Annotated in this window: 15 protein-coding genes and 1 pseudogene; 1 reads left to right on the forward strand and 15 read right to left on the reverse strand. The window is 66.8% G+C overall.

Features of this window, described 5'->3' with window-relative positions; genetic code table 11:
• Positions 1-15: 15 nt before the first annotated feature.
• The 7 genes and pseudogenes from IFT63_RS05945 to IFT63_RS05970 form a co-directional block, all read right to left on the reverse strand.
• A complete protein-coding gene (locus IFT63_RS05945; RefSeq protein ID WP_249404341.1) occupies positions 16-891 on the reverse strand; it encodes an aldose epimerase in 876 nt (291 codons plus the stop codon).
• A complete protein-coding gene (locus tag IFT63_RS17515; protein WP_342450486.1) occupies positions 854-1870 on the reverse strand; it encodes a glycoside hydrolase family 43 protein in 1017 nt (338 codons plus the stop codon). The genes IFT63_RS05945 and IFT63_RS17515 overlap by 38 nt, the downstream gene beginning before the upstream one ends.
• Positions 1844-3334, reverse strand: a pseudogene (locus IFT63_RS17520) (MFS transporter); the annotation flags it as partial. The gene IFT63_RS17515 and the pseudogene IFT63_RS17520, both read right to left, overlap by 27 nt.
• Positions 3327-5981, reverse strand: coding sequence for a glycoside hydrolase family 3 protein (locus tag IFT63_RS05955; protein WP_192083518.1), 2655 nt, complete (start codon positions 5979-5981; stop codon positions 3327-3329). The pseudogene IFT63_RS17520 and the gene IFT63_RS05955, both read right to left, overlap by 8 nt.
• A 29-nt stretch (positions 5982-6010) precedes the next feature.
• Complete coding sequence (locus IFT63_RS05960) at positions 6011-7705, reverse strand: glycoside hydrolase family 43 protein (protein WP_249404342.1); 1695 nt, start codon at positions 7703-7705, stop codon at positions 6011-6013.
• Positions 7702-9684 carry a sialate O-acetylesterase gene (locus IFT63_RS05965; RefSeq protein WP_192083519.1) on the reverse strand — a complete coding sequence of 661 codons (1983 nt, stop codon included), beginning with the start codon at positions 9682-9684 and terminating at the stop codon, positions 7702-7704. Before IFT63_RS05965 ends, IFT63_RS05960 begins: the two co-directional genes overlap by 4 nt.
• Positions 9681-11795, reverse strand: a complete 2115-nt coding sequence (locus IFT63_RS05970; protein WP_192083520.1) for an alpha-glucuronidase family glycosyl hydrolase — start codon at positions 11793-11795, stop codon at positions 9681-9683. The genes IFT63_RS05965 and IFT63_RS05970 overlap by 4 nt, the downstream gene beginning before the upstream one ends.
• Before the next feature lie 111 nt (positions 11796-11906).
• Here IFT63_RS05970 and IFT63_RS05975 point away from each other — a divergent pair, with 111 nt between their 5' ends.
• Entirely contained in the window at positions 11907-12965 is a 1059-nt protein-coding gene (locus IFT63_RS05975; protein WP_192083521.1) for a LacI family DNA-binding transcriptional regulator, read from the forward strand.
• A 14-nt stretch (positions 12966-12979) separates the two neighbouring features.
• On the opposite strand, the gene IFT63_RS05980 is transcribed toward IFT63_RS05975, so the two are convergent.
• The 8 genes from IFT63_RS05980 to IFT63_RS06015 form a co-directional block, all read right to left on the reverse strand.
• Positions 12980-15544, reverse strand: a complete 2565-nt coding sequence (locus IFT63_RS05980; protein WP_192083522.1) for an exo 1,3/1,4-beta-D-glucan glucohydrolase — start codon at positions 15542-15544, stop codon at positions 12980-12982.
• A complete protein-coding gene (locus IFT63_RS05985) occupies positions 15541-16950 on the reverse strand; it encodes a sugar porter family MFS transporter (protein WP_192083523.1) in 1410 nt (469 codons plus the stop codon). Before IFT63_RS05985 ends, IFT63_RS05980 begins: the two co-directional genes overlap by 4 nt.
• A gap of 47 nt (positions 16951-16997) precedes the next feature.
• Positions 16998-18332: a xylose isomerase gene (gene xylA / locus IFT63_RS05990; protein ID WP_192083524.1), complete on the reverse strand. Its 1335-nt coding sequence runs from the start codon at positions 18330-18332 to the stop codon at positions 16998-17000.
• Entirely contained in the window at positions 18329-19870 is a 1542-nt protein-coding gene (gene xylB, locus IFT63_RS05995) for a xylulokinase (protein ID WP_192083525.1), read from the reverse strand. The genes xylA and xylB overlap by 4 nt, the downstream gene beginning before the upstream one ends.
• A gap of 64 nt (positions 19871-19934) precedes the next feature.
• Positions 19935-21464 (reverse strand): tryptophan halogenase family protein, encoded by a 1530-nt coding sequence (locus IFT63_RS06000; RefSeq protein ID WP_192083526.1) that lies wholly within the window; start codon positions 21462-21464, stop codon positions 19935-19937.
• Positions 21465-21477: 13 nt separating this feature from the next.
• On the reverse strand, positions 21478-22497 hold the full coding sequence (locus tag IFT63_RS06005; RefSeq protein WP_192083527.1) for a cupin-like domain-containing protein: 1020 nt from the start codon (positions 22495-22497) through the stop codon (positions 21478-21480).
• 3 nt (positions 22498-22500) lie between these two features.
• Positions 22501-23259, reverse strand: a complete 759-nt coding sequence (locus IFT63_RS06010; RefSeq protein WP_192083528.1) for a SapC family protein — start codon at positions 23257-23259, stop codon at positions 22501-22503.
• Positions 23260-23326: 67 nt separating this feature from the next.
• Positions 23327-26458 (reverse strand): TonB-dependent receptor, encoded by a 3132-nt coding sequence (locus tag IFT63_RS06015; protein WP_192083529.1) that lies wholly within the window; start codon positions 26456-26458, stop codon positions 23327-23329.
• Between the last annotated feature and the right edge of the window lie 133 nt (positions 26459-26591).

Here is a 26591-nt window from a genome sequence, read left to right on the forward strand (position 1 = left end):
TGGCCTCTGCAAGGATCATCCGTGTACCTCGCTCTCCCACATCATTCCAAACCCCAACTCCAACCGCTCCCCCGCCTCCAACCGCCTTGGCAGCAACGTAAACCCATCAGGCGGCCCCGTCTGCGGTTCCACACAGGTAGCGTGCGCAGTCCCGTCGTACACCACCCAATGGTCCGTATCGGCCTGCACCTGCAGCCGCTGTCCTTCCGAGACCAGCGTCACCTCCGCCCGGTTGATGAAGCAGTCGTCCCATGGGCCAGGCGCAGGGGGGATGCAAGGCAGCGTGGCAATGCCCTCCCCGTCCCGTGGATACATCGCGCTGGGTGAGAACAGCAGCTGGTCCGGCTTGCGGAACCAGGGATGCCAGCCGATCACGGCGGGCATCGCCTTGTCGCCGGCCTGCACGGCAAGCCGCAGTTCCACGCCATCCGGCACGACACGGATACACTGCGTTGCAACGCCACCGAACGGCCAGTAGCGGTCTTCCGGAAGGGCCAACGACAACATCGCAGCGTCCACTTCGAGGCGCTCGATCTGCCAGGGCCGTGTGAATCCCACCCCGTGGATCGCGTGCGCCCCAAGGTTCGCAGGCAGCACGAAATCCTTGCCATCAAAGCTGAAGCGACCACGCCGGATGCGCCCAGCCCAGGGCACCATGGGGTAGCACCCCCAGCCGATCGCAGCCGCCCTGCCCTCGCGCTCGCCTACCAGCCAGTCCACGCCGTCGTAGCGCATCTGCGCGATCCGCCCGCCTGCTTCGGGAGCGAGCGCGACCTCCACCCTGCCCGCCCGCAGCCAATGCAGCTGGCCACCTGCCAGCGGCGCCTGCGCATCATCCAGCGGCGACCCCGGCTCAAGCGCCATAAGGGTCGATGGTACGGATGCTGCCATCGGCTTCCATGTGCAGCGGCGTGCACTTGACCGAGCGCAGGTGGGTGACCCCGCCGGACGCCAAGGCATCGTGGTAGAACAGATACCACTGCCCCTCGAATGCGCAGATGGAATGGTGCGTGGTCCAGCCCACCACCGGCTTGAGGATCACTCCGCCATAGGTGAACGGTCCATACGGACTATCGCCGGTTGCGTAGCACAGCAGGTGCGTATCACCGGTGGAGTACGAAAGGTAATACCGCCCTTGGTACTTGTGCAGCCAGGGGCCTTCGAAGAAGCGGCGCGCATGGTCATCGGCGCGCAGCGGCAGTCCGTGCTCGTCCAGGATCACGATCTCTCGGGTGGGCTCGGCAAGCCGGGTCATGCCTGTTTCCAGGCGACCAACGCGTGGCCCCAATGCAGGGGCATCGCCGGTGGGCTCCTCGTGCGCCGCGTCGAAGCGGTTGTCACGGTACTTCTGCAGCTGGCCCCCCCAGATGCCACCGAAGTACAGGTAATGCGTGCCGTCGTCGTCCTCGAACACCGCCGGGTCGATCGAGTACGTGCCCTCCATCGCCTCTGCTTCGGCAGTGAACGGGCCCTCCGGGCGATCCCCTGCCGCCACGCCGATGCGGAACAGGCCCTGCGCATCCTTGGCGGGGAAATACAGGTAGTAGCGCCCATCACGGCTTGCCGCGTCCGGCGCCCACATCTGCCGGCTGGCCCAGGGCACGTCGCGCACATGCAGCGCGATGCCGCAGTCGATGGCCTCGCCAGCGGGCGTATCCATCCGCAGCACGTGGTAGTCCTCCATTCCGAAGTGACCGCCCTCGTCATCGAACGGAGCACCGCTGTCGATGTCGTGCGAGGGATAGATGTACAGCCGCCCTTCGAACACGTGGGCCGACGGATCTGCCGTGTAAAGATGGGTCACCAAGGGCTGGGAGATCGCGCGCGCCGCCAGCTGGTCAAGGTTGCCGGTCTGCCGGCGCTGCAGCAGCTCCTGCTCGATCCGGTTCTCCATGCGCTTGTCGATCTCATACAGGAACAGCAGCGCCACCGCGAGCAGGAACGGGATCGAGCAGTAGACGCTGACCGTAAGACGGATGCCGTCCACCACCGCCTGCGGTTGCTGTTCCGCGCCAGCCTGGTAGCCATGGTGCGCGAGGATCCCCGCGACCAGCGCACCGCCAATGCTCAGGCCGATTTTCAGGCCACACAGCATCGCGGAGAATACGATCGCGGTGGCGCGGCGATGGTTCTTCCATTCCGAGTAGTCGGCGACGTCGGCGATCATCGCCCACAGCAGCGGGATGGTGATGCCATAGCAGAACCCGTGCAGCATGAAGGCGACGAAAGCCACGCCGACCGCGGTGGGCGGGAAGAAGTAGAACGCCAGCAGGAACAGCGTGCAAACCAGCAGCGCGCCACCGAAGACATCCCGCTTGCCAAAGCGGTCGGCAAGCCGGCGTGAGACGCCAATGCCCAGGATCATGCAGAGGATGCCGCACGCATTGAACAGGCTGAAGGCCGAGGTCGCCGGGTCTTCCGGCCAGGTGAATCCGGCCAGGCCCCACCTGCTCAGCGTTGCGTTCAATCCACCGATGAAAGCGTTGAAACCGGAGCTGTCGAGGAAGCCCGCCAGCGCGGCATCACGCATGTAATACTGGAAATAGTAGATGTAGGTGCCGCCCTTCAGGGCCAGGTTGACGAACACCAGGATGGTCAGCAGCAGCATCACCTTCCACGGCCGGTTGCGCAGCAGGTCGGACAGGTCCTGCAGTACGCCGGCGGTCTGTTCCCGGGCCGGAACGATGCGTTCGCGCGTGGTGGCGAAGGTGGTCAGGAAGAACACCGTGCCCACCACCGCGAACACCGTCATGACCCGCTCGAAGCCCAGCATGCGATCGCCATCACCGAGGATCAGCACCAGCGGCAACAGCAGCACCTGGATGATGAACTGCGCGATCATCACCGCCACGAAGCGGTAGGCCGACAGGCTGTTGCGCTGGGCCATGCTGCCGGTAAGCACCCCGCTGAGCGCGGAGTACGGCAGGTTGTTGGCCGCGTATACCAGCATCAGCAGGCCGTAGGTGGCCACGGCGTAGACGATCTTCGCGCGGGGCCCCAGGTCCGGCGTGCTGAAGGCGAGCAAGGACAACACCCCGAACGGGATCGCCGTCCACAGGATCCACGGCCGGAACTTGCCCCAGCGGCTGACCGTGCGATCGGCGGCAATGCCGATCAGCGGCGTGAACACGAACGCGCCGAGCACACCGATCACGAAGATGATCGTTGCGGCGGTGGCGGGCGGAAGCCGGTATACGTCGGTGTAGAAGAACGCCAGGTAGGTGATCAGCGTCTGGAAGATCAGGTTTGCTGCGAGATCGCCCAGGCTGTAGCCGAGCTTTTCCCGGATCGACAGCGTGTGTTCGGTGTTTGCCGCGCTGCCTGCATCAGTCACGGCCGGCCTCCACGGTGAACCTGCCGGTCGCACGGATGTCGGTGCTGGAGCTCCCTACCCTCGCCTCGTAGGACCCGGCCGGCACGGCATACGCCGCACGGACCTCGTCGTACTGGCGCAGGGCGTCCTTCGCCTGCAGATCAAAGGTGACCGTTCGGCGTTCGCCCGGGGCCAGGTGGACACGCTGGAAGCCGCGCAGCTCCTGCTGGGCATCGCCGGGTTGTGCCTGCATGCGCCGCACATACAACTGCACGACTTCATCACCCGGGCGCTTGCCGGCGTTGATTATCTCGACCTGCACCTTGAGCGTCCCGTCGTCGCCGATGCGGGCGGAATCGAGCTGCAGCGTGCCGTAGTCGAACCGGGTGTAGGACAGCCCGTGTCCAAACGGATACAGCGGGGCGCCACGGAAATAGCGGTAGGTGCGTCCTTCCATCGTGTAATCATCGAACGCCGGCATCGCCTGGTCCGCCTTGTAGAAGGTGACCGGAAGGCGTCCGCCGGGGTTGACGTCGCCGAACAGGGCCTGGCCTACGGCCGTGCCACCTCGTTGCCCGGGGTACCAGCTCATCAGGATTGCCGGCACGTTCGTATCGGCCCAGTCCACGGCCAGCGCGGAGCCGCCGGTCAGCACCATCACCACCGGCTTGCCAGTGGCATGCAGCGCTTCCAGCAGTGCACGCTGCGGCGCGGGCAGGCGCAGATCGGTACGGTCACCGCCGGCGAAACCGGGGTAGTTGACCTTCATTTCTTCGCCTTCCACATCGCCGGTCAGCCCGCCGACAAACACCACCACGTCCGCTTCGCGGGCTGCGTCCACCGCTTCCTCGAACGGCGGCTTCGCACCGGGCATGCGCCAGCCCAGCCGCACGCCGGCATCGCGCTCGGCATCGAAGTATTCAAGCTTCAGCGCGTAGGCGCGTCCGGCCTGCAGGTCCAGTTCCACGCCATCGCCCTGCAGGCGATCGCTGTCACCCCACCGGTCCAGTACCCGCTTGCCATCGATGTACAGGCGGTAGCCGTCGTCGGCGGCTGCTTCTATGCGGTAGCGGCCAGACACCGGCGGCACCAGTTCGCCACTCCAGCGGATGCTGAAACCATCGCTGGGAATGCCCTGCCCCGGTGCGGCTTCACCGCGGGCCAGCAGGTTGTCGGTCGGTGAACCGCGATCCCAGCGGAAGCCGATCTGGGCGTCGGTGCGCACCAGGGCCGGCGTGCCGGACAGATCGGCTGTGCGGAAGTACTCCCCGCGCAGGCCCCGTTCCGGCGAGTCGGCCGACGGCCGCAGGTAGGCCGCTTCGATCAGCGGGGTGGCATTGGGATCGTCGCGCCCTTCGACCAGGTCCACGCCGCGTGCGTAGCGCACCTCGATGCCCTTCGCTGCATCGCGTATTCCCTGCAGGACAGTCACCGGCGCGGCCGGGGTGCCGAAGTAGTTGCCGAGCAGCGCTATCGTGTCATCGGCGGTGGGGCCGACCACGGCGATGCTCTTGAGGTCGCGTGACAGCGGCAGCACGCCTTCGTTCTTCAGCAGTACCAGCGATTCCTGCGCGGCCTTCAAGGCCAGCGCATCGTGCGCCGGGGCCTGGTTCACCGATGCGGGGATCCGCGCCCAGCGCACCCGTTCGGCCGGGTCGAACATGCCCAGCCGCATCCGCGCGGTGAACAGCCGGGTCACCGCATCGTCGATTTCTGCTTCAGTGATCAGGCCTTGCCGTACCGCGGCAGGCAGCGTGGCGTACTCCTGGCCACACTCCAGTTCGGTACCGTTCTTGACCGCCAATGCCGCGGCGGCTTCACGGCTGGGAACGATTTTGTGATGCTTCCAGATATCCACGATGGCCCAGCAGTCGGACACCACGTAACCCTTGAATCCCCAGTCACGGCGCAGCACATCGCGCAGCAGGAAGCGGCTGGCGCTGGCGGACTCGCCGTACACACGGTTGTAAGCGCCCATCACCGCATCCACCTGCCCCTCCTTCACCAGCGCCTCGAAGGCCGGCAGGTAGGTGTCATACAGATCGCGCTTGCTGGGGCGGGCATCGAAGTGGTGGCGGTCGGCCTCCGGCCCGCTGTGCACGGCCAGGTGCTTGGCCGTGGCATCCAGCTTGCGGTACACCGGGTCGTCGCCCTGCAGTCCGTGCACGAAGGCCACGCCCATGCGCGCGGTGAGGTACGGGTCTTCGCCGTAGGTTTCCTGGCCGCGGCCCCAGCGTGGGTCGCGGAAGATGTTGATGTTCGGCGACCAGTAGGTCAGCCCCTGGTAGCGGCCATGTGACCCTTCGCGGACGAACTGGTGATGCTTGGCCCGCGCTTCGTCACTGATGGTGGTGGCCACTTCGCGCACCAGCGGCACGTCGAAGGTGGCGGCCAGTCCGATGGCCTGCGGGAACACCGTCGCCTGCCCGGCGCGTGCCACCCCGTGCAGGCCTTCGTTCCACCAGTCGTAGGCAGGAACGCCGAGGCGCTCGATGGCGGGCGCGGCGTTCTGCATCTGCGCCGCTTTTTCCTCCAGGGTCATCCGGGCCACCAGTGCGGCGGCGCGGCTTTCAAAGCTCGCCGAGGTGTCGCGCCAGGGCTGGGTTTCGGCCGCCTGGCCGGCGCTGCTCAAGGCGATGGCGGCGCACAGCGCCAGCGTTCGGAACATCGGGGGATGGAGCCGGGGCGTGCGCGTCATCATTTACTCCTCAAGGCACGCTCATCGCGTGCGAATGGTCCCAGCAGAGCGCCCACGAAGCCGCCTGCGCGATCAGTACTCAATACGGTTCCATCCACCTCGGCTGCGAGGGTCTGCCAGCCATGCCCGTCGCCGCTGTCGAAGGCAAAGGCATAGCGGGCTTCATCACCGGTGATCTTCAGCCGCAGCGAAGCGCTCGCGTCCACGTCGCGGGTGGCCAGCAGCCGGGTCGTCCCGCCGCCGTCGCGTCCTTCCAGGAAGACCGTCACGCGATCAGCGCCGAGGCGGCGGACGCCGAGGAAATACCAGTACGCCTCACTCTGGAACGCAGCCAGTCCAGCCGCCACGCCTGCTGCCGGGCGGCTCATGGCGGTGCTGGCCTCGAAGCGCAGGTGCTGCTGGCGTCGGCCCAGGAAGGCGGGATTGCGCAGCGTGTCCAGGTCCTCCGCCAGCGGATGCACGGTCAGCGCGCCGGGGCGCTCGCGCAGGTCCGCCCATGGTTGCTTGGGCACACGCACGCGCAGCCAGCCGCTGCCCAGCGTCGGCCCCTCGAACTCATCGCGATCGACGAAATTGCCGGTGAACGGTGCCTGCGACGCATCGCCCTGCATCCATGACGGTGCCTTGAGCGCATACGGAATGGCCTGGTTGGCTGGCAGGATCACCGGCCAGCCATCGCGCCATCGTACCGGCAGCAGGTAGGTCTCCCGGCCTGTGTTGTAGTGGCGCTTGGCATAGTTGCGGCTGGCAAGGAACACCGCCCACCACGACCCATCCGGTCCCTCCACCAGGTCGGCATGTCCGGCATTGGTGATCGGCAGCGGCCGGTCCTCCGGCAGGTCGCGCTGGGTCAGGATGGGGTTGCCCGCATACGGGACATAGGGTCCCCAGACATCACGGCTGCGCAGCACCACCTGTGAATGCTGCGGCCCGGTGCCGCCCTCCGCATCGGACAGGTAATACCAGCCCTCGCGTTTGTACAGGTGGGGCCCTTCGATCCAGATCGGGTTCTTCGCCGGCTCCACGCCGCCGTCGATCAGCACCTTGCGCGGGCCCATCGGCGCGTAGTTGTCCATGTCGATCTGCTGCATCCAGATCGCACGGTGGCCCTCGTAGCGCGGCCGAGAGGGCGGCACGTCATTGTTCAGCAGGTAGACGCGGCCATCGTCGTCGAAGAACAGCGATGGATCGATGCCCTCCACGCCCGGCAGCCAGTGCGGGTCTGACCACGGCCCGGCAGGATCGTTTGCGGTAGCAATGAAGTTGCCGCCACTGTCCACTGCGGTGGTGATCACATGGAACAGGCCGTCGTGGTACGAGATCGCCGGAGCGAAGATGCCACGCGACACGCCCAGGCCATCGAAATCCAGCTGCGTCGGGCGGTCGATGACGTTGCCGATCTGCTTCCAGTGCACCAGGTCCACACTCTCGAAAACGGGGATACCGGGGAAGTAGGTGAAGCTGGAATTGACCAGGTAGAAGCGGCCGTTCGCACCGGTGATGCTGGGGTCGGCGTGGAAGCCGGCGAGGATCGGGTTGCGGTAGTGCCCGGGTGGCAGGGGCGCTTCGAAGGCAACGTCACGACCGGTGTACTCGAACCAGTCGAAATGAACCGGTGGCGCAGCCCGCAGCGGCGGCGTCGCAGCGGCTGACAACAGGATCATCGTGGCGAGCAGCAGGCGCGTCAGCATCATGGAATCTCCGCAGCGTCGAGGGACAGTTCGAAGGGTCCGGCCGGTGCCCCGCTGCGATCGCGCAGCGTGCAGATCGGGCCATCGGCCCAGCAGTAGCGCACGCGCGCGCCGGGTACTGGCTGCGGGCTGCGCAGCACCACGTCATGGCCGTCCAGCAGCGCTTCCGCATAAGTGCATTGCCGCGCCTGCGCATCGCACAGTTCGAAGCCGATGGGTCCGTTGGCACCGGTGGTGGCCAGGGCGCCGGTGACATCATCGAAGGCGATCCGTATCCCCGCAGGAGTACGCGATGCCGTGCGTGCGGTCGGGCCGGACGGGGCGATCGCGCGCTCGCCGTAGACGACGTGGCGTGCCACGCGCGCCAGGCGCCGGCCCAGTTCCTGTTTGTTGGGCGGATGGATGTCGTAGGCGTCGCCGATGTCGATCGCCAGCGCGAGGCCGGTGTGCGGGTCTTCTGCCACGACCCGCCGCTGCGCCTCGCGGACCTGTGCCCAGCCGCTTTCCACCGGTGCTTCCGGCGGCTGGCCATAGCCGGCCAGCTGCACCACCAGCAACGGCATCTGTGCACCGAACCGCCCGCGCCAGTCATTGCGCAGGCCGCGCAGGCGTGCCGCATAGGCCGCGCCGTCGCCGGTATTGGATTCGCCCTGGTACCAGAGTATTCCGCGCAGCCCAGGCTGGCCCAGCGGGGCGATCATGCCATTGTGGAGCGTGGACACGCCCGTGGCGGCATGCCACGGCGCCAGCGGTGGGGCCTGCGCCGTGGGCGCTGGCTGGTACTGCCACGGTGCGTCCAGCACCAGGCGCGTGCCATCGTCCAGCAGCACCGCGTGGGCGCTTGCAGGGCCTGCCAGGCCGCCATCGCCATAGGTATCCAGCACATTGATCACCACCGTGTTGGCGCCAGCCTTCAGCAAGCCGGCTGGCAGCGCATAGGACCGCGCCGAACCGGGCGCGTTCTCGCTGCCCACGGCCACGCCGTTCACCCAGGTCATGTCCGTCTCATCAACCGCACCCAGTTCAAGGCGTGCGCCCTGCCCTGCCTGCGCCACGGTCAGGGTTACCTGGCTGCGGTACCAAACCATGCCGTTGTAGTGGGAAAGCGCCGGCACGCCCCAGTGCTCCCATGCCCCGAGCATGGACGGCGCTTGCTGCCAGCCAGTGCGATCTGCCGCGGGCTGCCATGGGCTTTCGTCGGCGCCCGCGCCCGTGTGCGTGGACCACCATTGCTGCCAGTGTCGGCCCCATCGGGCGTTGGCGGCCACCGGATCGGTTGCGTACAGCGCCAGTACTTCCAGCGCCGGGTCCATGCCGCCCGGTCGGCGCAGGCCAGAGGCGCTGGTCCATGCCTCGATGCGGGAACCGCCCCACGCCGCCTGGATCAGCCCCATCGGTACCGCGACGGTCTTCTGCAGCTCGCGTGCGAAGTAGAAGCAGGCAGCGGAAAAGTCGCGCACGGTATCCGGCGACGCGGGGTGCCAGGCAACGGGTCCTGCAAACTCCCGTCGTGGCGAAACGGCCGCTGCCTTTGGCACGGTGAACAGGCGGATCATCGGCTGCGTGGCGGCAGCGATTTCGCTGGCTGCGTCGAGCGCGCGCCAGACCGGAAGCTCCATGTTCGACTGCCCGGAACACAGCCAGACATCGCCCATCAGCACATCGCGCACGACCTGGACGGAATCCCCGGCCCGGATCGCCAGCTCGTACGGGCCGCCTGCCGCCAGCGGCGGCAGCACGGCCTGCCAGTGGCCGCTGTCATCGGCGCGGGTGGTGGCTGTCCGGCCCGCCAACTGCACCCGGACGGTGACGCCCGAAGCGGCAGTCCCCCAGACCGGAACCGGCTGGTCCCGCTGCAGGACGGCGTGATCCTGGAACAGCGGATGCAGCAACGGCGCCACCGTGTGCTGCGCCGGTGCCGGCCCTGCGCAGCAGCCCAGCGCTATCACCAGCAGCCAGCCCTTCCACGCTGCCCGGCTCATCGGCCATCTCCCGGCGCGGACGGAGACTGCTGGGACTGGTACCACGCCAGCGGATGCGGTGGCGCGGCCTCTCCCTCCGGCAAGGATCGGCCGCTGACCGACTGGAAGTACGCCACGCTGGCGTCGCGCCACCACTGTGCTTGGCGGCGCTGGATGCGCAGGAACGCTTCAACCTGCGCGTAGCGTTGTGCATCCACCCTGCCCCGCAGGCCTGCCCAGGTGCTCTGCATGTCCTCGACGCCGCGCACGCCCTGCGCATAGCGCCGGACCAGTTCGTCCCACAGTGTCTGGCCGGACGCCATGCGGTGGTCCCATGGCAGGTGGTGGAACCACAACAGCAGCGATTCGGGAACCTGCTGCGGGTCACCGTAGCGGCGTGCCACGTGCGGCGCGTACTGGGCCACCGCATTGCTGCCGCGCGCCGTGCGGTCAAAGCCGATGCCATCGCGGTCGGCGCGGTGGTAGTACACCGACGTCCAGTCCGCGCGGGGGCCGCCATCCACCCAGGGACCGGGGCCATGATGGTGTCCACGCGCCATCAGGTGATGCAGGCCCAGCGGGGTCATGTAGTTCACCGCCGCCTCGCGCGAGCCCATCATCATGCCGACGATAGGCTCTACCACCTCGCGATCCGGGGAGAAGGTCATCGCCGCCCACTCCGCCGCGATGTCGGCGGCGCTCTGCCCGGGGTTCCACGCAAGACGGCCGAAGGCGTACCAGTTGGCCTGGTCGAAGTGCGATCCACTCCAAGTGCGATCGTTGCCGATATTCGCGACGCCGGCCATGCCCGTCAGGCGTTGCGCCACGCTGGAACGTCTGTCGCGTGCGTGGGTGTCGGCGTGCAGTACTTCCTCGTACAGTGGCCCCAGGTACACCAGGTGCGTGGCGAAGCCGAGATACTCCTTGGTGATCTGGACCTCCATCATCAGCGGGGTACGCGGCATGGCACCGAACAGCGGATGGAACGGCTCCCGTGGCTGGAAATCGATCGGCCCGTTCTTGACCTGCAGGATCACGTTCGGGCGGAAGCCACCGTCCAAGTCGACAAACTCGGTATAGGCCTGCGTGGCCCGGTCTGCAGGAACGTCGTGCGCATAGACGAAGGCGCGCCACATCACCACGCCGCCGTACGGGGCCAGCGCATCGGCCAGCAGATTGGCGCCGTCGGCATGAGAACGACCGTAGTCCTGCGGGCCGGGCTGGCCTTCCGAATTGGCCTTTACCAGCAGGCCGCCAAAATCCGGAATGCGGCTGTAGATCTCTGCGGCCTTGTCCCGCCACCAACGTCGTACCGCCGGGTCGAGGGGGTCGGCGGTTTCCAGCCCGCCCAGCTCGATCGGCGCGCTGAAGCGCGCGCTCAGGTAGACGCGGATGCCGTAGGGCCGGAACAGGTCGGCCAGCGCCGCTGCCTTGTCCAGATACTCCGGTGTCAGGCTCTGCGCGCTGGCATTCACGTTGTTCAGCACCGTGCCGTTGATGCCCACCGACGCGTTGGCCCGTGCGTAGTCGGTATAGCGCGGGTCCCGCCATTCCGGCAGGGTCTGCCACTCCCACAGCGAGCGGCCTGCATAGCCGCGTTCCACATGGCCGTCCAGGTCGTCCCAGTGGTTGAGTACGCGCCGACCGAGCTGCGGCGATTCGCGCACCGCAAGGGTGTCCAGTGCCGCGCCGGCCTGCAGCAGGCGCAGCAGATGGTGCATGCCGTACAGCACGCCGATATCCGTGCGAGCGGCCACCAGCACCACATCGTGCCCACCCAGACGCGTACGTTCGAGCAGGTAGCCCTCCCCGCCCAGCGATGCAATCTGCTCGCCGAACGGCGCGATCAACGGCGATGACTGCGGCGTGCCCAGCACCACGGCAGGGCCGCTGGCCGCTGCAACCCGCATGCGCGGGGCGCTGCCAAGCAGTCCGGCCAGGCCACGCTCCAGCTCTTCGCGCGCGGCACGCTGGGTCGGCGTGTGATCAGGCGCCACCACTTCAGCCAGCTGCGTGCGGTAGGCGGCGGCAAGCGGAGCATCGAGCGGTACATAGCGCATCCACAGCGCGTAGCCATCCTCTGCCTGCGCGCTGCCGATGCAGGCCATCAGGGCCACCATGGCAGCGAGCATCCAATGACACCGCTTGCCATCCGGGCGACCCCGCAGCGCGGGCGGTAAACCTTGTAAGCTCGGGACGTGCGCGGCTGCCGATGGCGCCACGAAGAACAACGGGAGCGCGTATTGGAGAAGCCGAAGAAATCGGTCCGCCGCAAAACCAGCGGCGTGACGATCGACGAAGTGGCGGCCTTGGCCGGGGTCTCGCCGATGACCGTATCGCGCGCGATCAACCAGGGCAAAGTCCGCGATGTCACCCGTGAGCGCGTGATGCGCGCGGTGCGTGAACTCGGCTATACGCCCAACCTCGCCGCCAGTTCCCTGGCCGCCGCACAGCACACGCGCATCGCCCTGATCTACACCGATCCCAGCGGTGCCTACCTGCGCGAATTGCTGGTCGGGCTGCTGCGCGTGGCATCCAGCGCCGCGATCCAACTGGTCGTCGACTACTGGGACGATCTGGGCCCTGCCGCCGAGCGCAGGTCGGCGCGTGCGCTTGCCGGTCGGGTCGACGGTGTCATCCTGCCGCCGCCGTTGTGCGAGTCGCAGCCTGCAGTGAACGAACTGCTGAAGGCAGGCATCCCGGTGGTCGCGATCGCATCGGGCCACCTCGGCAACGACATTTCCTGCGTGCGCATCGACGATTTCCACGCCGGCAGGGAACTGGCCGAACATCTGATCCAGCACGGCCACAGCCGCATCGGCTTCATCTGCGGGCGCAGCGACCTCAGCGCAAGCGCGCGGCGCTACGACGGCTTCGTCAGCGCGTTGCATGAGGCTGGGCTGGAAGTCGACCCCGCCCTGGTCCAGCAGGGCGACTACACCTACCGCTCCGGGCTTGCCGCCGCCGAAAAGCTGCTGCGCCACCGTCGGCCGCCCACCGCGATCTTCGCCAGCAACGACGACATGGGGGCCGCGGCGATCTCCGTCGCCCACCGGCGCGGCCTTGAGGTGCCACGCGACCTGTCGGTGGTCGGTTTCGATGACACCTCGGCCGCAACCACCGTCTGGCCCGAACTCACCACTGTCCATCAGCCGATCGCCTCGATGGCCGATGCCGCGATCGAAATCCTGCTGCGCACCATCCGCCGCCGGCAGGAAGGCGTACGTGTACTGACTGACCACGTCGTGCCCCACCGTCTGGTGGTGCGCGATTCGGTCGCGCGTCCTCCCGGGCCTCGCTAGCGCAGCACGCACCGTCACGCGCCCGTGCACTCGATGGTGGTCTGCGCCTCGTTCAGCGCCCCGAGCGCGACGCGCGACACCGCCAGCGTCATCTTCCCTGCCGTGCCGATCGACCAGGGGCGATCCAGCTTGCCGACATCCGCACCGGCGGCAGCAAGGCATTTCAGCGGCACCCCTACGCGCGTCCATTGGCCTGCCGGCAAACGCCCCAGCGTGGGCCCGATCGCGATGCGCGCCGAGCAGCCCGTGCCGCAGCCCACCGACAGCCAGGCATCGCCCTGCGGTGCGGACTCCACCCGCAGGGTGGTCAACAGCATCAGGTCACCGTTGCTTTCGCGCTGCAGGTCCAGCGCCGTGTGCGATTGCAGTGCGGCAGTCGCCTCGCCCTTGCCCGACCAGCTGAGCCGACGCCCGTCTTCCTGCGCCAGATGATCCACGCCGGCAACCGTGAGCAGGTCCGACTCGAGGGCATCCGGCACCTTCGTGACCGTCACCCCCTGCCCCGTGTCGCCTTCCAGTCGCAGTGCCATGCCGGGGCCAGCGTCACCGCGTGCAAAGAACACCCCGACCGCCCCTTCCTTGCCGGTCACGCCTGAAATTTCCGGCAGCGGGGCCAGCGCGCCGTTGTCAGCGTAGGTCAGCCCGAAGCCGAACGGGAACAGCGGGTCGTAGTCCTTCTGGCCCACGTTGTTGGCGTATTGGGTCGCCGTGCGCGGCCAACTGAAGCTCAAGGTGCCTTTGAAGTCGTGCTGGACATTGCCATCCGGAGCGCGCAGCAGTACGTCGGCGATGCCCGCGCCCTCCGAGCCCGGCAGCCATGCCGCGACGAAGGCATCGGCGGCATTGAGCTCACGGTTGACCCACAGCGGGCGTCCGCTGAGGAACACCGCGACAACGGGAATGCCATCGGCTTTCAGGCGCTTGAGCAGCGCCAGGTCCGCATCGTCGCCCGGCTTGTACGCCAGTGTCGGCAGATCGCCCTGGAACTCGGCGTACGGGTCCTCCCCGAACACCACCACGGCCGCATCCGGCCGGCCCGCATAACGTCCGTCAACTGCAAGTTCGGCGTGGCCACCTGCTGCCTTCACCTGCTGCGCGATGCCCTCGAAGATGCTGTCTGCATTCGGGAAATCCTTGCGGGTCGTGCCGGTGCCCTGCCAGTTGAGCGTCCAGCCGCCCGCCTGCTTGCCGACATCGTGGGCGCCGTCACCGGCCACCAGGATGCGTTGCTTCGGCGACAGCGGCAGCACGCCGCCCTGGTTCTTCAGCAGCACCAGCGACTCGCGCACCGCCTGCCGGGCCACCGCGCGATGGGCCGGTGCACCGATCAGCGCGAACTGGCCGCCGACCGCACGCGTCGAAGGTTTCCCCGCCTCGAACAAGCCCAGGCGCAGCTTGACCCGCAGAATGCGACGCACCGCGTCATCCAGGCGTTGCTGGCTGATGGTGCCGGCCTTGGCCGCCGCCAGCGTGGTTTCGTAGAAGCCCTTCCAGCTGTCCGATGCCATGGCCATGTCCAGGCCGGCGTTGATGGTGGCGGGGCAGTCCGTGGCGGTGCAGCCCTTCACCTGCCCGTGGCCATTCCAGTCGCCCACCACGAAGCCACCAAAGTTCATGCGTCCCTTCAGCGCATCGGTCAGGTACGGCTTGTGGCCGTGCATTTTCTCGCCGTTGACACTGTTGAACGACGCCATGACAGTCTGTGCGCCTGCGGCAATGGCGGGCGGATAGCCGGCCGCGTGGATGCGCACCAGTTCGGTTTCATCGATCCGGGCATCGCCCTGGTCTTTGCCATCGACGGTCCCGCCATCACCGAGGAAATGCTTCACCGAAGCGATCACGTGGCGCCCGTCCAGGAAGGTGGGCGAGCCCACCTTGCCCTGCAGGCCTTCGACCATTGCAGCGGCGTAGCTGGCCACCACCTCCGGCGCTTCGGAATAGCCTTCGTAGGTGCGTCCCCAGCGGTCGTCCTGCGGTACCGCCACGGTCGGTGCGAAGGCCCACTCCATCCCGGTCACGCGGGTCTCCAGTGCGGTGATCTCGCCGATCCGGCGCAGCAGTTCCGGATTGCGGGTCGCGCCCAAGCCGATGTTGTGCGCGAACAGGGTCGCGCCGATGATGTTGCTCTGCCCGTGCACGGCGTCGATGCCGAACAGCACCGGGATCGCTTTGCCGCCCTGCGAGGTGTCCATCGAGGCGGCGTGGAAGTCGTCGGCCAGTGCCAGCCATTGCGCAGGCGAGGCATCGTAACGGCCGCCGGGGTCCGAGTTGCCGCCTGCCAGGATGGAACCCAGCCGGTAGCGACGCACGTCGTCCGGGGTGACGCTGGCGATGTCCCCCTGCACCAGCTGACCGACTTTGTCCTCCACCGTCAGGGTAGCCATGAGCTCGGTGATGCGTTTCTCCAAGGCCGCATCCTCGGCCAGCGGCCAGGCGACCTGCGGCCACGGATCCGGGTCGGCCGGCGCAGCGGCAACGGGTTTCCCATCGTTCCCGCAGGCCGCCACGGCCAGCACCAGCGCGGTCAGCAGTACGCCACCACGGGCCTGCATGAAGCGTCGATTCGTCATGGTGTTCATCCTTCCATCTGCTCCAGTTCCTTGCCCTTGGTTTCGTGCACGAAGCGCAGCACGAAGAACACGGAGATGACCGCCGCCACCAGGTAGAGGCTGTAGGTTGCGGCCAGCCCGATGGCGGCCAGCAGGATCGGGAAGGTCACCGTCACGGCGAAGTTGGCGGTCCATTGCGCCGCACCCGCCACCGCCAGCGCCGAGCCGCGGATCTGGTTGGGGAACATCTCTCCCAGCATCACCCACATCACCGGCCCCCAGGAGACGTTGAAGAACACTACGTAGGCATTGGCAGCCACCAGCGCCAGCGTGCCCATGCCACCGGGCAGCTGCAGGCGCCCATCGACCAGCGAGCCGCTGGCAAAGGAAAACACCAGCAGCGTCAAGGCCACCGCCATGCCGGCCGAGCCGACCCAGAGCAGCGGCTTGCGCCCGATGCGGTCGATCAGCAGCACGGTCACGATGCAGGCGCCGATGCTGAGCGCACCGGACAGGATATTGATCAGCAGGGCGTCGTTCTCAGAGAAGCCGACCGCCTGCCAGAGCACGGCGCCGTAGTAGAACACCACGTTGATGCCAACCAGTTGCTGGAAGGTCGCCAGGCCGATGCCCACCCAGACAATCGGGCGGATCCTGCCGCTGGCCTTGTCACGCAGGTCCGAAAGCCGCGGGCGATGGTGGTCGGTCGACAGCGAGGCATCGATCTCGGCCAGCTTGGCCTGCGCTTCGGCCGCGCCGAACAGCCGCCCGAGCACCTGCAATGCCTCGTCCTTGCGGCGCTTCACCATCAGGTAGCGCGGGCTTTCTGGAATGGCCAACAACAGCACCAGGAACAACAGCGAGGGTACCGCCTGCATCCAGAACATCCAGCGCCAGGCTGCGTGGCCTGCCCACAGCGGCTCGGTCGAGGCACCGGCGGTGGCTGCCAGCAGATAGTTGGACAGGAACGCGGCCGTCAGCCCGCCGATGATCGCTATCTGTTGGACCGTGGCCAGGCGGCCACGGTAACGCGCCGGCGCCACTTCGGCGATGTACGCCGGGGAGATCACGCTGGCCGCGCCTACCGCGAAACCGCCCAGTACCCGCGCGATGATGAACATCGCCGACGACGGGGCTGCACCGGCGCCGATCGCCGACAGCAGGAACAGCACCGCCGATACGATCAGCACGTTGCGGCGGCCAAGGCGGTCGGCCAGGCGGCCGGCGCTGAAGGCGCCGAACGCGCAGCCCAACAGCATCGAGGCGATCTCGAATCCCTGCATCCATTCGCCGGACTTGAACGTCTGGTGCAGTCCGTCCTGGGTGCCATTGATCACGCCGCTGTCGAACCCGAACAGGAATCCGCCAATGGTCGCCACCACGCTGATCAGGACGATCAGTCGGGTGTTCTCGCCGCTGCTCACTGCCTGTTGCATTGCCCTGCCCCTCCCCGGTTGGGTTTCATCGACGCGCGCTTGTGCGGTCAGCGCAGCAGGTACTGGTTGATCAGGTTCTCGTAGCGCTCCTGCTTGCCGCTGACCTGCCTGGGCTCGCCGCCCTTCGCACCCAGCTCGGCCAGTTCGGCGAGGCTGAGCGCGCCACTTGCGAATGCCTTGCCGGTACCACTGTCGAAGCTGGCGTAACGCTCCTTCCTCCACTGTTCCAGCGGCGAATCGTTGATCAGCGCATGGGCGACTTCCAGCCCATGGGCGAACGCATCCATGCCCCCGACGTGTGCGATGAACAGGTCTTCCAGGTCGGTCGATTCACGGCGCACCTTGGCATCGAAGTTCAGGCCGCCCTCCAGCCCGCCCTGGCGCAGCACCACCAGCATCGCGCCGACGGTGTCGTACAGGTCGGTGGGAAACTGGTCGGTATCCCAGCCGTTCTGGGCATTGCCGCGGTTGGCATCGATGCTGCCCAGCAGCCCGTGGTCCGATGCGACCTGCAGATCGTGCTCGAAGGTATGACCGGACAACGTGGCGTGGTTCGCCTCGATGTTGAGCTTGAAATCCTTGTCCAGGCCATGTTCCTTCAGGAATCCGACCACCGTGGCACTGTCGAAGTCGTACTGGTGCTTCATCGGTTCCATCGGCTTGGGCTCGATCAGGAAATTGCCCTTCAGGCCGATGCTGCGGCCATGGTCGCGCGCCATGGTCAGGAAGCGTGCAAGGTGGTCGACTTCGCGCTTCATCTGCGTATTGGCGAGGGCGGCATACCCTTCGCGGCCACCCCAGAACACGTAATGTTCGCCGCCCAGTTCAACGGTTGCTTCCAGCGCCGCCTTCACCTGGACGGCGGCCCGCGCCACCACCGCGAAGTCTGGATTGGTGGACGCACCGTTCATGTAGCGCGGGTGCGAGAACAGATTGGCCGTGCCCCACAGCAGCTTCATGCCGGTGTCGTCCTGGCGGGCCTTGGCCAGCGCCACCATGTGCTTGAGGTTCTTCTCGTAGACACCGGCGTCGTCGGCGTCCGGTGCCAGGTCGATGTCATGGAAGCACCAGTGCGGCACGCCCAGCTTGGTGAAGAACTCGAACGCCGCGTCCAGCTTCGCCTCGGCGCTGGCCATCGGCGATCCGGCTTCCCAGGGGAAATGCCGGGTGCCCGGACCGAACGGATCATGCCCGGCATTGCAGAAGGTGTGCCAGTAGCAGACTGCGAAGCGCAGGTGCTCCTGCATGGTCTTGCCCCCGACGAGCTTCTCCGCGTCATAGACCTTGAAGGCGAGCGGGTTGTCCGACCCCCGTCCTTCGAAGGGGATGCGGCCGATGCCGGGGAAGTATTCCTTGCTGCCGATGAAGGGCTGGGTGGTCATGAGGGGTCTTCCTGTCGTTGTGCGGGGTGTGGCGTTGAGGGGGATCGGCCGCGATACAGCGGCGTGATGGCATCTAGGTGGCGCAGGAACCGTGCATAGGCGGTGGCGTAGGCCTGCACGCGCGCCGGGTCCGGGCGTGCGGACCGGAGCGGATCCAGCGCTACGTGCGGGTCGGCGATGTCGGCGATCGAGGTGGCTTCGCCCCGCGCGTGGCCCAGCGCCCACACCGCCTGCAGCGCCGCACCGAACGCGGCGCCTTCAGGTTGGGTGGGTACGTCCACCGGCAGGCCGAACACATCGGCCACCAGTTGCCGCCACTGTGCGCTGTTGCTGCCGCCGCCGGTGAGCACGATGGAATCGAACGACATGCCCGCGCGAACGAACGCATCGAAGCCGTACTTCAGGCTGTAGGTGGCCCCTTCCATCGCCGCGCGATAGACATGCGCCGGCGTCATGTTGGTGGTGTCCAGCCCCGCCAGCACGCCTTTGCCGAACGGCAGGTCCGGCGTGCGTTCACCGTTGAGGTACGGCAGCATCACCAGCCCGTCGGCACCGGGCGGAGTCGCTCGCAGGTGCGCGTCGCCGTCGCGCGTGCTGAAGCCGAAAGCCGCCGCGACCTGCTCGGTCGCCACGGTGCAGTTCATCGTGCAGATCAGCGGCAGCCAGCCGCCGGTGGACGAACAGAAGGCCGCCCATGCCCCGTCCGGGTCGACCACGGGTGTATCGGAGTAGGCGAACAGCGTGCCCGAGGTGCCCAGGCTCATCGCCAGGCGACCCGGCACCACGCAGCCGGTGCCAATGGCCGCCATCATGTTGTCGCCGCCTCCGACAGCCACTTTCACCGTCGCCGGCAGCCCCAACGCCGTCGCCGTGGCGGGGTCGATGTCGAACACTTCTTCGGGCCCGGCGATGCGTGGCAGGCAGGCCGCAAGATCCCGCTCGGGATCGGTCGCATGCAATAGTTCGCTCGACCAGGTGCGGGTGCGTACGTCCAGCCAGCCTGTGCCGGACGCATCCCCGTACTCGCAGAAACGCTGTCCGGTCAACACGAAATTAAGGTAATCGTGGGGCAGCAGGATGCTCGCAAGCCGGGCATAGGCCTCGGGCCGATGGGCCTTGGTCCATGGCAGCTTGGATGCGGTGTACCCGGTAAGGAGAGGGTTCCCGGCCAATGCGATGGTGCGCGCCCTGCCGCCTGCCGCCTGCATGATCTGCCCGCACTCGGCCGAGGTGCTGGTGTCGCACCACAGCTTGGCCGGTGCCAGTACCTCACCGGCCGCATCCACCGCGACGAACCCGTGCTGTTGGCCCGAAACAGCCAGCGCGGCAATGCGCGAGCGCAGCGCGGGATCGACTTCGGCGAAGCAGGCGTGCAGTGCCGCGACCCAGTCGGCCGGCTGTTGTTCCCGGCTGCCGTCGGCACCGCTGGCCAGCGCCAACAGTGCGCTGGCGCTGGCCACCACGTTGCGCCCGGCAGGGTCGTAGACCACCACCTTGAGGCTTTGCGTACCCGCGTCGATTCCGGCAACCAGATCCATCGTCAGTATCCGTTTTTGGCTTGAAGGTAGCGCTACCAATCAGCGGCAACAGCATGTCGGGCAGCTATGTCACCGCCATGCCCCTTTGCCATGCCTGCGCCGACGCGTTGCAGTAGCGCTCGATGAACGCTGCCTGCGACGGCATCTTCGCCACCTCCTGCTGCACCGGCCGACGGATGCGATCCAGCAGCGTGCGCAGGTCCGCATCACCGATGGCGCGCGATAGCGGATGCGGCGGTCCCGGCTGGATGCCCTGCCCGGTCAGCACGCTGGTCCAGGAGTCGACCCGGAACAGTTCGCCGGGGTCCTGCCAGGCGTGGGCGCGCTCGCGCCACGCGCGCAGGCGAACCTGCAGCGACTCCGGCAGTGCCATCTCCCGACACGCTTTCCACATCGGCTCGTCGCGCTGGTTGGCGTGGTAATGCAGGATGATGAAGTCGCGCACGTGTTCCATTTCCTGGCGGCTGACATCGTTGTAGAGCGCCATCAGCGATGGGCTGATGCCCTCCAGCGGGAACAACTGGATCAGGCGCACTACCGCGCTGATGGTCAGGTGAATGCTGGTGGATTCCAGCGGCTCGATGAACCCACTGGCAAGCCCCAGCGCCACCACGTTCTTGTTCCATGCCTTCAACCGGCGCCCGCTGCGGAACGGCACCAGCCAGGGGTCGCGCAGGGGCCGGCCCTCGATGTCACGCAGCAGCTTGGCCTGCGCCTCGTCATCGGACATGTGGCGGCTGGAAAACACCAGCCCACAGCCCACCCGGTGCTGCAGCGCGATATGCCAGCGCCAGCCGGCCTCGTGTGCGATGGCGCGCGTGTACGGCACCGGCGGATTGACCGACTCGGTCTGTACGGCAACGGCGCGATCGCTGGGCAACCATTCGTGCCAGTCTTCATAGCCGGTATGCAGGGTCTGCTCGGTCAACAGGCCGCGGAAGCCGGTGCAGTCGATGAACAGGTCGCCCTCGATGACCTGTCCGTCTTCCAGCACCAACGATGCCACCGCGCCGTCATGGGCGTGCTGGCGGACTTCGCGGATCTTGCCTTCCACCCGGCGCAGGCCGTTCGCCTCGGCCTTGCCGCGCAGGAACCTGGCATAGAGGCTGGCGTCGAAGTGATAGGCATAGCTGGCCTGCGGCTGGGTCTGCAGCGAGAACCGGTCTTCCAGCGAGGCCGCACTTTCCAGGCAGAACTCGCCCAGGTCCGAGGGCATGCCCCGGCGCAGGCTCTCCAACCAGAAATGGTGGAACGGCGTGGCCCAGGTGCCCTGCCCGATGGTGCCGAACGGATGGATGAAACGGTCCCCGGGGCGACGCCAGTTCTCGAACGAGATCGAGAGCTTGAACGTACCAGCCACTGCGCGCAGGAACTCCTGCTCGTCGATCTGCAGGAAGCGGTGGAACATGCGGATCGGCGGCACGGTCGATTCGCCCACGCCGACGGTACCGATCTGCTCGGACTCCACCAGCACGATGTCGAGCTGATCGCGGAACTGATGGGCCAGCGCGCAGCCGGCAAGCCAACCGGCAGTGCCACCGCCGGCGATGACGACCTTGCGGATCCGCCCTTGTGTTGTGTCCACAGCGTTCAATGCGATGTCCCCATCAACGGTTGAGTAGCGCCAGCAGCCGGGCGCGCATGCGCCGCGCCTGGGTCGTATCGAACGGTGCCAGCTCGCCCCGTGCGGCTTCGGGCAGATGCTGTCCGGCGCGCTCGGCGGGGCCGAATACGTAGTAGTCGAAGATCGCCGCCCACGCCTGTTTCTCACGCGGTGGCAGGTCACGCAGGGCCCACATTGCATGCTGCAGCGCCGGCAGGGGCGAGGCCAGCATGCTCGGCGAACGGCGCCACCAGTAGTTCACCAGCACGTTGAACGGCTCCAGGCTGCGCACGTGGTGCCACCACAGGCTCGGGATGAAGATGGCATCACCGGGCTCAAGTTCGGCGCTCTGCGCACTTGCCAGGGCATCACGGAAACGGGGGTGAAGATCGAAATCCGGGCGGTCGAAATCCACCACGCTGACCGCCTGCCCGCCGGGGGTGGGATCCATCGGGCCCGGGTAGAGGTTGTCGATCTGCTCGGGCGGAAACAGGGTGAACCGGCGTCGGCCGACCGTGCAGCACGCCAGGTTCTGCGGGGTGTCGTAGTGGCAGGAGGCCGTGACCCGGTTGCCGATCCAGATGCTGGCCAGCGCCTCGATGCCCTGCCCGGCCAGCCCGGCGTCGTTGTGCTCGGTGAACCCGGGCAGCGCACGCGCGACCGGCAGCGAGGCGACGTAGTAGGTCGGCGGGCTGGGCGAAGCGAGATGGTCGGAGATCGCCTCCAGGACCTCTGACAGCACGCCGCGCCGGACCTCGATGTTCAACGCGGTGAAGTCCGCCGTGTAGAACGGTCGCCCTTCAATACCGGGATCGCCGAAAGAGTACGGGACCGGCGACCCTGCATCGAAGCGGCGCAGGTAGGCCATGGCCTCGTGGGGGCCGTGCAATCCGGCCTGCACCAGTCCCCAGTCGCGCACGATGCCACGCAGCACCACCGGCTCGCCAGCGTCCACCAGCGCCTGCAACGGCAGCGCGCCGGGGTCCAGGCCTTCCAGTGTGCGCATGGCAACGGCCTCCCGCATCGGTCAGTTCCTGCCCGCCGTAGGCGCAGCATCCTGCATGCGCAGGCGTCGTTGTTTCTCGGCGATCAGGCGGCGCATGTTGTGCAGCGACGCCAGCATCAGATAGGCCCCTTCCAGGTAGCCGGCGCGGTTGAGCCCGGCCAACGCGGCGCCATCCAGCAGCGCCAGGCGATCACGGTCGATCGCGTGCAGCCCGTTGACCGTGAAGCGATGTTCCGGGTCGACCTGCACATCCAGCGTGACCGGTTGGATCAGCCCGTGCGCGTCCAGCGCGGCAAACATGTCCGCACCGAACGCGTGGCCATCATGGATGCCGCGCAGTACGCTGGCGATGTGGTCCAGGTACGGGGAGTTTCCCCCCTGCGGCAGGAACACCGGCTCACCCTGCATCGCGGTCACGCGCGGATGATCAAGATCCACGTGAAGCACCGCTTCGCGGCTGAGCGTGCCATCGATGTGGCGGTCCTGGAAGCCGATCAGGAACGGCCCTTTTGCCGCGGCCCCGGGCAGGTAGGAGGCATTCCAGTGGCCGTCCTGCAGGAACAGATTCTCATGCTGCTCGAAGCCGAGCAGCGCTACCGACTGCCAGGCGCCGCTGTCGGCATCGCGGCGCAGGAAGATGGGGTATTCCCGTTGCAGTTCGGCGAACTCGCTCGGATAGGCTGGCAGCATGCCCACCGCGTCACCGAATTCGGGCCCGAAGCCGGTCGCCACGCGCAGGTCGTGGTGGGCGATGTTGTTGAGCATTTCGTATCGCGACACGGTGTCGTCCCCTCCCAGCAGGAGCCTTGAACGGGTGCCGCCGGCAAGGCAGCGGCACCCCCACGGTTCAGAACCTGTAACGCACGCCGAGCATGTAACGCGGACTCTGGTCAGCCAGCTTCACGATCATCTGCGAGGTGCGCGAACGCCAGCGGACGTCCTCTCCGGTCAGGTTGATCGCCTCCAGGCCGAAGGACCAGTTCTCATTCAGTGTGTAGTTCACGCTGAGATCCCACTGATCGTATTCTTCCACATAGTAGGGATTGCGGCTGGTGCCCTGGTTGGCCAGGATCAGATACTCGTCACGCCAGTTCCAGGCCAGGCGTATCGACCATCCATACTTTTCGTACATCAGCATGGCATTGGCGGTGTCGCTGAGGCCGGTGAGCGAGAACTGGTCTAGGTTCGGATCCCCCGCATCGTTGTAGCCCACGTCGCCGTTGACGATGGTGTAGTTGGCCAGCACGCCGAACCCGGTATCGCCGAAGAAGTACTGCCCGCCGAGCTCCCAACCACTCAGCTTGGACTCGTTCTGGTTGATCGGGCGGTTGACGTTGAACTGGTACAGGGGGTCGGCTGCGGTGCCATACAGATCGTAGGCGGCTTCGGTGGACAGCACCTGCGCGTCCGTCCCGTTGTAGGCACCCAGGCCGGCAGGATTGTTGCGCAGCAGTGCCAGCGCGGTGAACAACGCGGTGTCGTTGGCATTGCAGGCCGCCGCATTCGCCGCACCCACCTGGGTAGCGCAGGCGCCGCTGGTGAGGAAGGCCAGCGCCGCCTGCGCATCCGGACCGGCAGTGGGATCGCGCAGTCCGTACAGGTTCTCCTGGACCACGGTATTGCCGATGAAGTTGGCGACCCGCTTGTTCCAATACGTGACCGACACGTAGCTGGCGTCAGCGAAGTACCACTCCAGCGCCATGTCGAGGTTGTCCGACTCCAGTGGCTTCAGTTGCGGGTTCTGCGCGGTGCCGCTGGCACGCGAAGACGGATCGATCAGCACCGAGCCGAACGGTTGCTGTGCGGTCGGACCTGCGTAAAGGTTTCCGATCGGCGCACGCGCGATGCTCTTGCCGAACGAGACGCGCCCCTTCAGGTCGTCCATGAGGTCGATGCTGAAATCGAGGTTGGGCAGGACGTAGCTGTAGCTGTTCTTCTCGGTGAACGGCTGTTGCTCATCGGACAACACCACGCGGAAGTCATTGTTGGACTGCCATTCGATGGCCTCCGGGATGGCGATGACCGACGTGGACACCACATCGGTGGTTTCGTAGCGCACGCCCAGGCGGGTATTGGTGCGCAGCCCGCCCAGCTCGCCGTCCAGCTCGACCTGGAAATAGGCGGATTTCGTCTTCTCCTCCACCAGGTTGTCGGCGGCGCGCTGCGGGCTCACGCCGAGACTGGCGCCATAGTTGTCCGCCGCCCACTGCGCCAGGCGGCCAGCATCGCCGCGCCAGGCGGTGAAGCTGTTGGCATTGAAGTCGTTGAACAACCCGACGATGTTGACCGGCTGCAGCAGGTCCATCAGCCCATTGGCCACATCCCCGTCGACGTTGGCCACGCCCCAGTCGCCCAGGGTGTTGTAGTTCTCCGCTGCCTGGATGCGGTGGGTGGTCTGCTTGCTCGAATCCACGCCGAACTGGAAGCGACCCTTGTCGAAACTCCACTCACCGTCAACGCGGCCCTGCTTGATCTCGCTTACCTGGGTCTGCGAATTGATGCGCAGCACCTGCGAACCGATCTCGCCCGGCACGAACCCCGGATTGACCACGCCGTTGACCTTGGCGAGTGCATCGGCCGTGCTCGGGTACCAGACCTGGGTGCCCACCGGCAGGCCGTTGTTGAAGTTCATTTCCTGCACCCACGACCCACCGCAATGCGGGCCAGTGGTGCAGTTGTTGGTACCGGCGATGCTGCTGAAGATGGAGCCGCCCCCGGTGAGCGGATCGTTCGGCCGGCTTTCGTTCTTGGAGTCGTGCGCGTCGAAGCTCAGCTTGAACCGATCGGTAAGTTGCCACAGTGCGTTGAAGCCAAGCGATCCCAGCTTGTACTTCTGCATGCTGCGCTGTTGTTCAAGCCCGAAATCCTTGGTGCCCGCGACCTCTCGGATGTAGATCGGCGTGGCTACCGCGCCGCTGGTGTCGAACTCGACGTCGGTGTAGTTGCTGTTCTGCAGCCACATGCCCTGTTCGCCACGATTTTCGGTGATCTCGTTGGTCGAATAGGTGTAATCCAGGGTCAACGTCACCGCGTCGGTCGGCGCGAACTGCAGCACGGCCTGGCCGTTGATGCGCTCGCGCTCGAACTCGGAAAACGCATAGCGAAGGTCGTTCGGGCGACCGTACAGCGCGCCCACCGCCGGTGCATTGACCACGGTCGGGTTGCCCGGCAGCGTGCCGGTCCACGGCTGGATGTTCCAGTAATTGTTGGTGGCCTGCACCGAGCCACCCTTGCGCTTCTGGTAGCTGGCGCTCACACCAACGCCGAAGGTCTTTTCCGGGTTGCTGTAGCTGAAGAGGCCGGACAGTTCCGGCGTCAGGTCGTCACCAAAGGGCTGGCTCTCGTCGGAAACGATCTTCGCGCCGGCACTGGCGACGGTGCCTTGATGGTCGAAGGGACGCGCCGTCAGGATGTTGATCGTGGCGCCGATGCCACCGCTGGGCACATTGGCCTGGCTGGTCTTGTAGACCTCGATGCCGTTGATGGCCTCGGCGGCAAGCTGGGCGAAGTTGAAGGCACGGGTACCGCCGTCGACGCCGCCGATGGCGACCTGTCCGGATGCACCGAAGGCATCGGCGCCCGGCATCTGGCGCCCGTTGAGCGTGACCATGTTGAACTGCGGGCCGAAGCCGCGCGCGGTGACCTGTGCGCCCTCACCATCACGGCGTTCGATGGAAATACCGGTGATGCGCTGCAGTGACTCGGCGAGGTTGGTGTCGGGGAACTTGCCGATGTCCTCCGCACTGATGGCATCCACCACGCCGGCCGAGTCGCGCTTGATGTCCATCGCCTGGCTGAGGCTGTTGCGGATGCCGGTGACCTGCACGGCGTCCAGCTGGGTCGGGCTCGCCTGGCCCTGCTGCTGCGCCACGGGCGCCGGCGTGGCCGGGTCCTGCGCGAAGGCGGGATTGATGACCAGGACGCCGCCGACGAAGGTGAACATGGCCCTGGAGGTGAACTTCGCCAGCGTCCGGCTCATGGCAGAGCCCTCCAGCCGGGTATACGACGGACAGTAACAGCGCTCATGACTCTCCCCTCTGACATACGATCGAATGGATACACCGCCCCTTCTGGGGCACGTACGGGCGACGCCCGTCTTCCAAACCGAACAT

Source organism: Stenotrophomonas sp. CFBP 13724 (assembly GCF_014841975.1).
In the GTDB taxonomy this organism is placed as follows: domain Bacteria; phylum Pseudomonadota; class Gammaproteobacteria; order Xanthomonadales; family Xanthomonadaceae; genus Stenotrophomonas; species Stenotrophomonas lacuserhaii.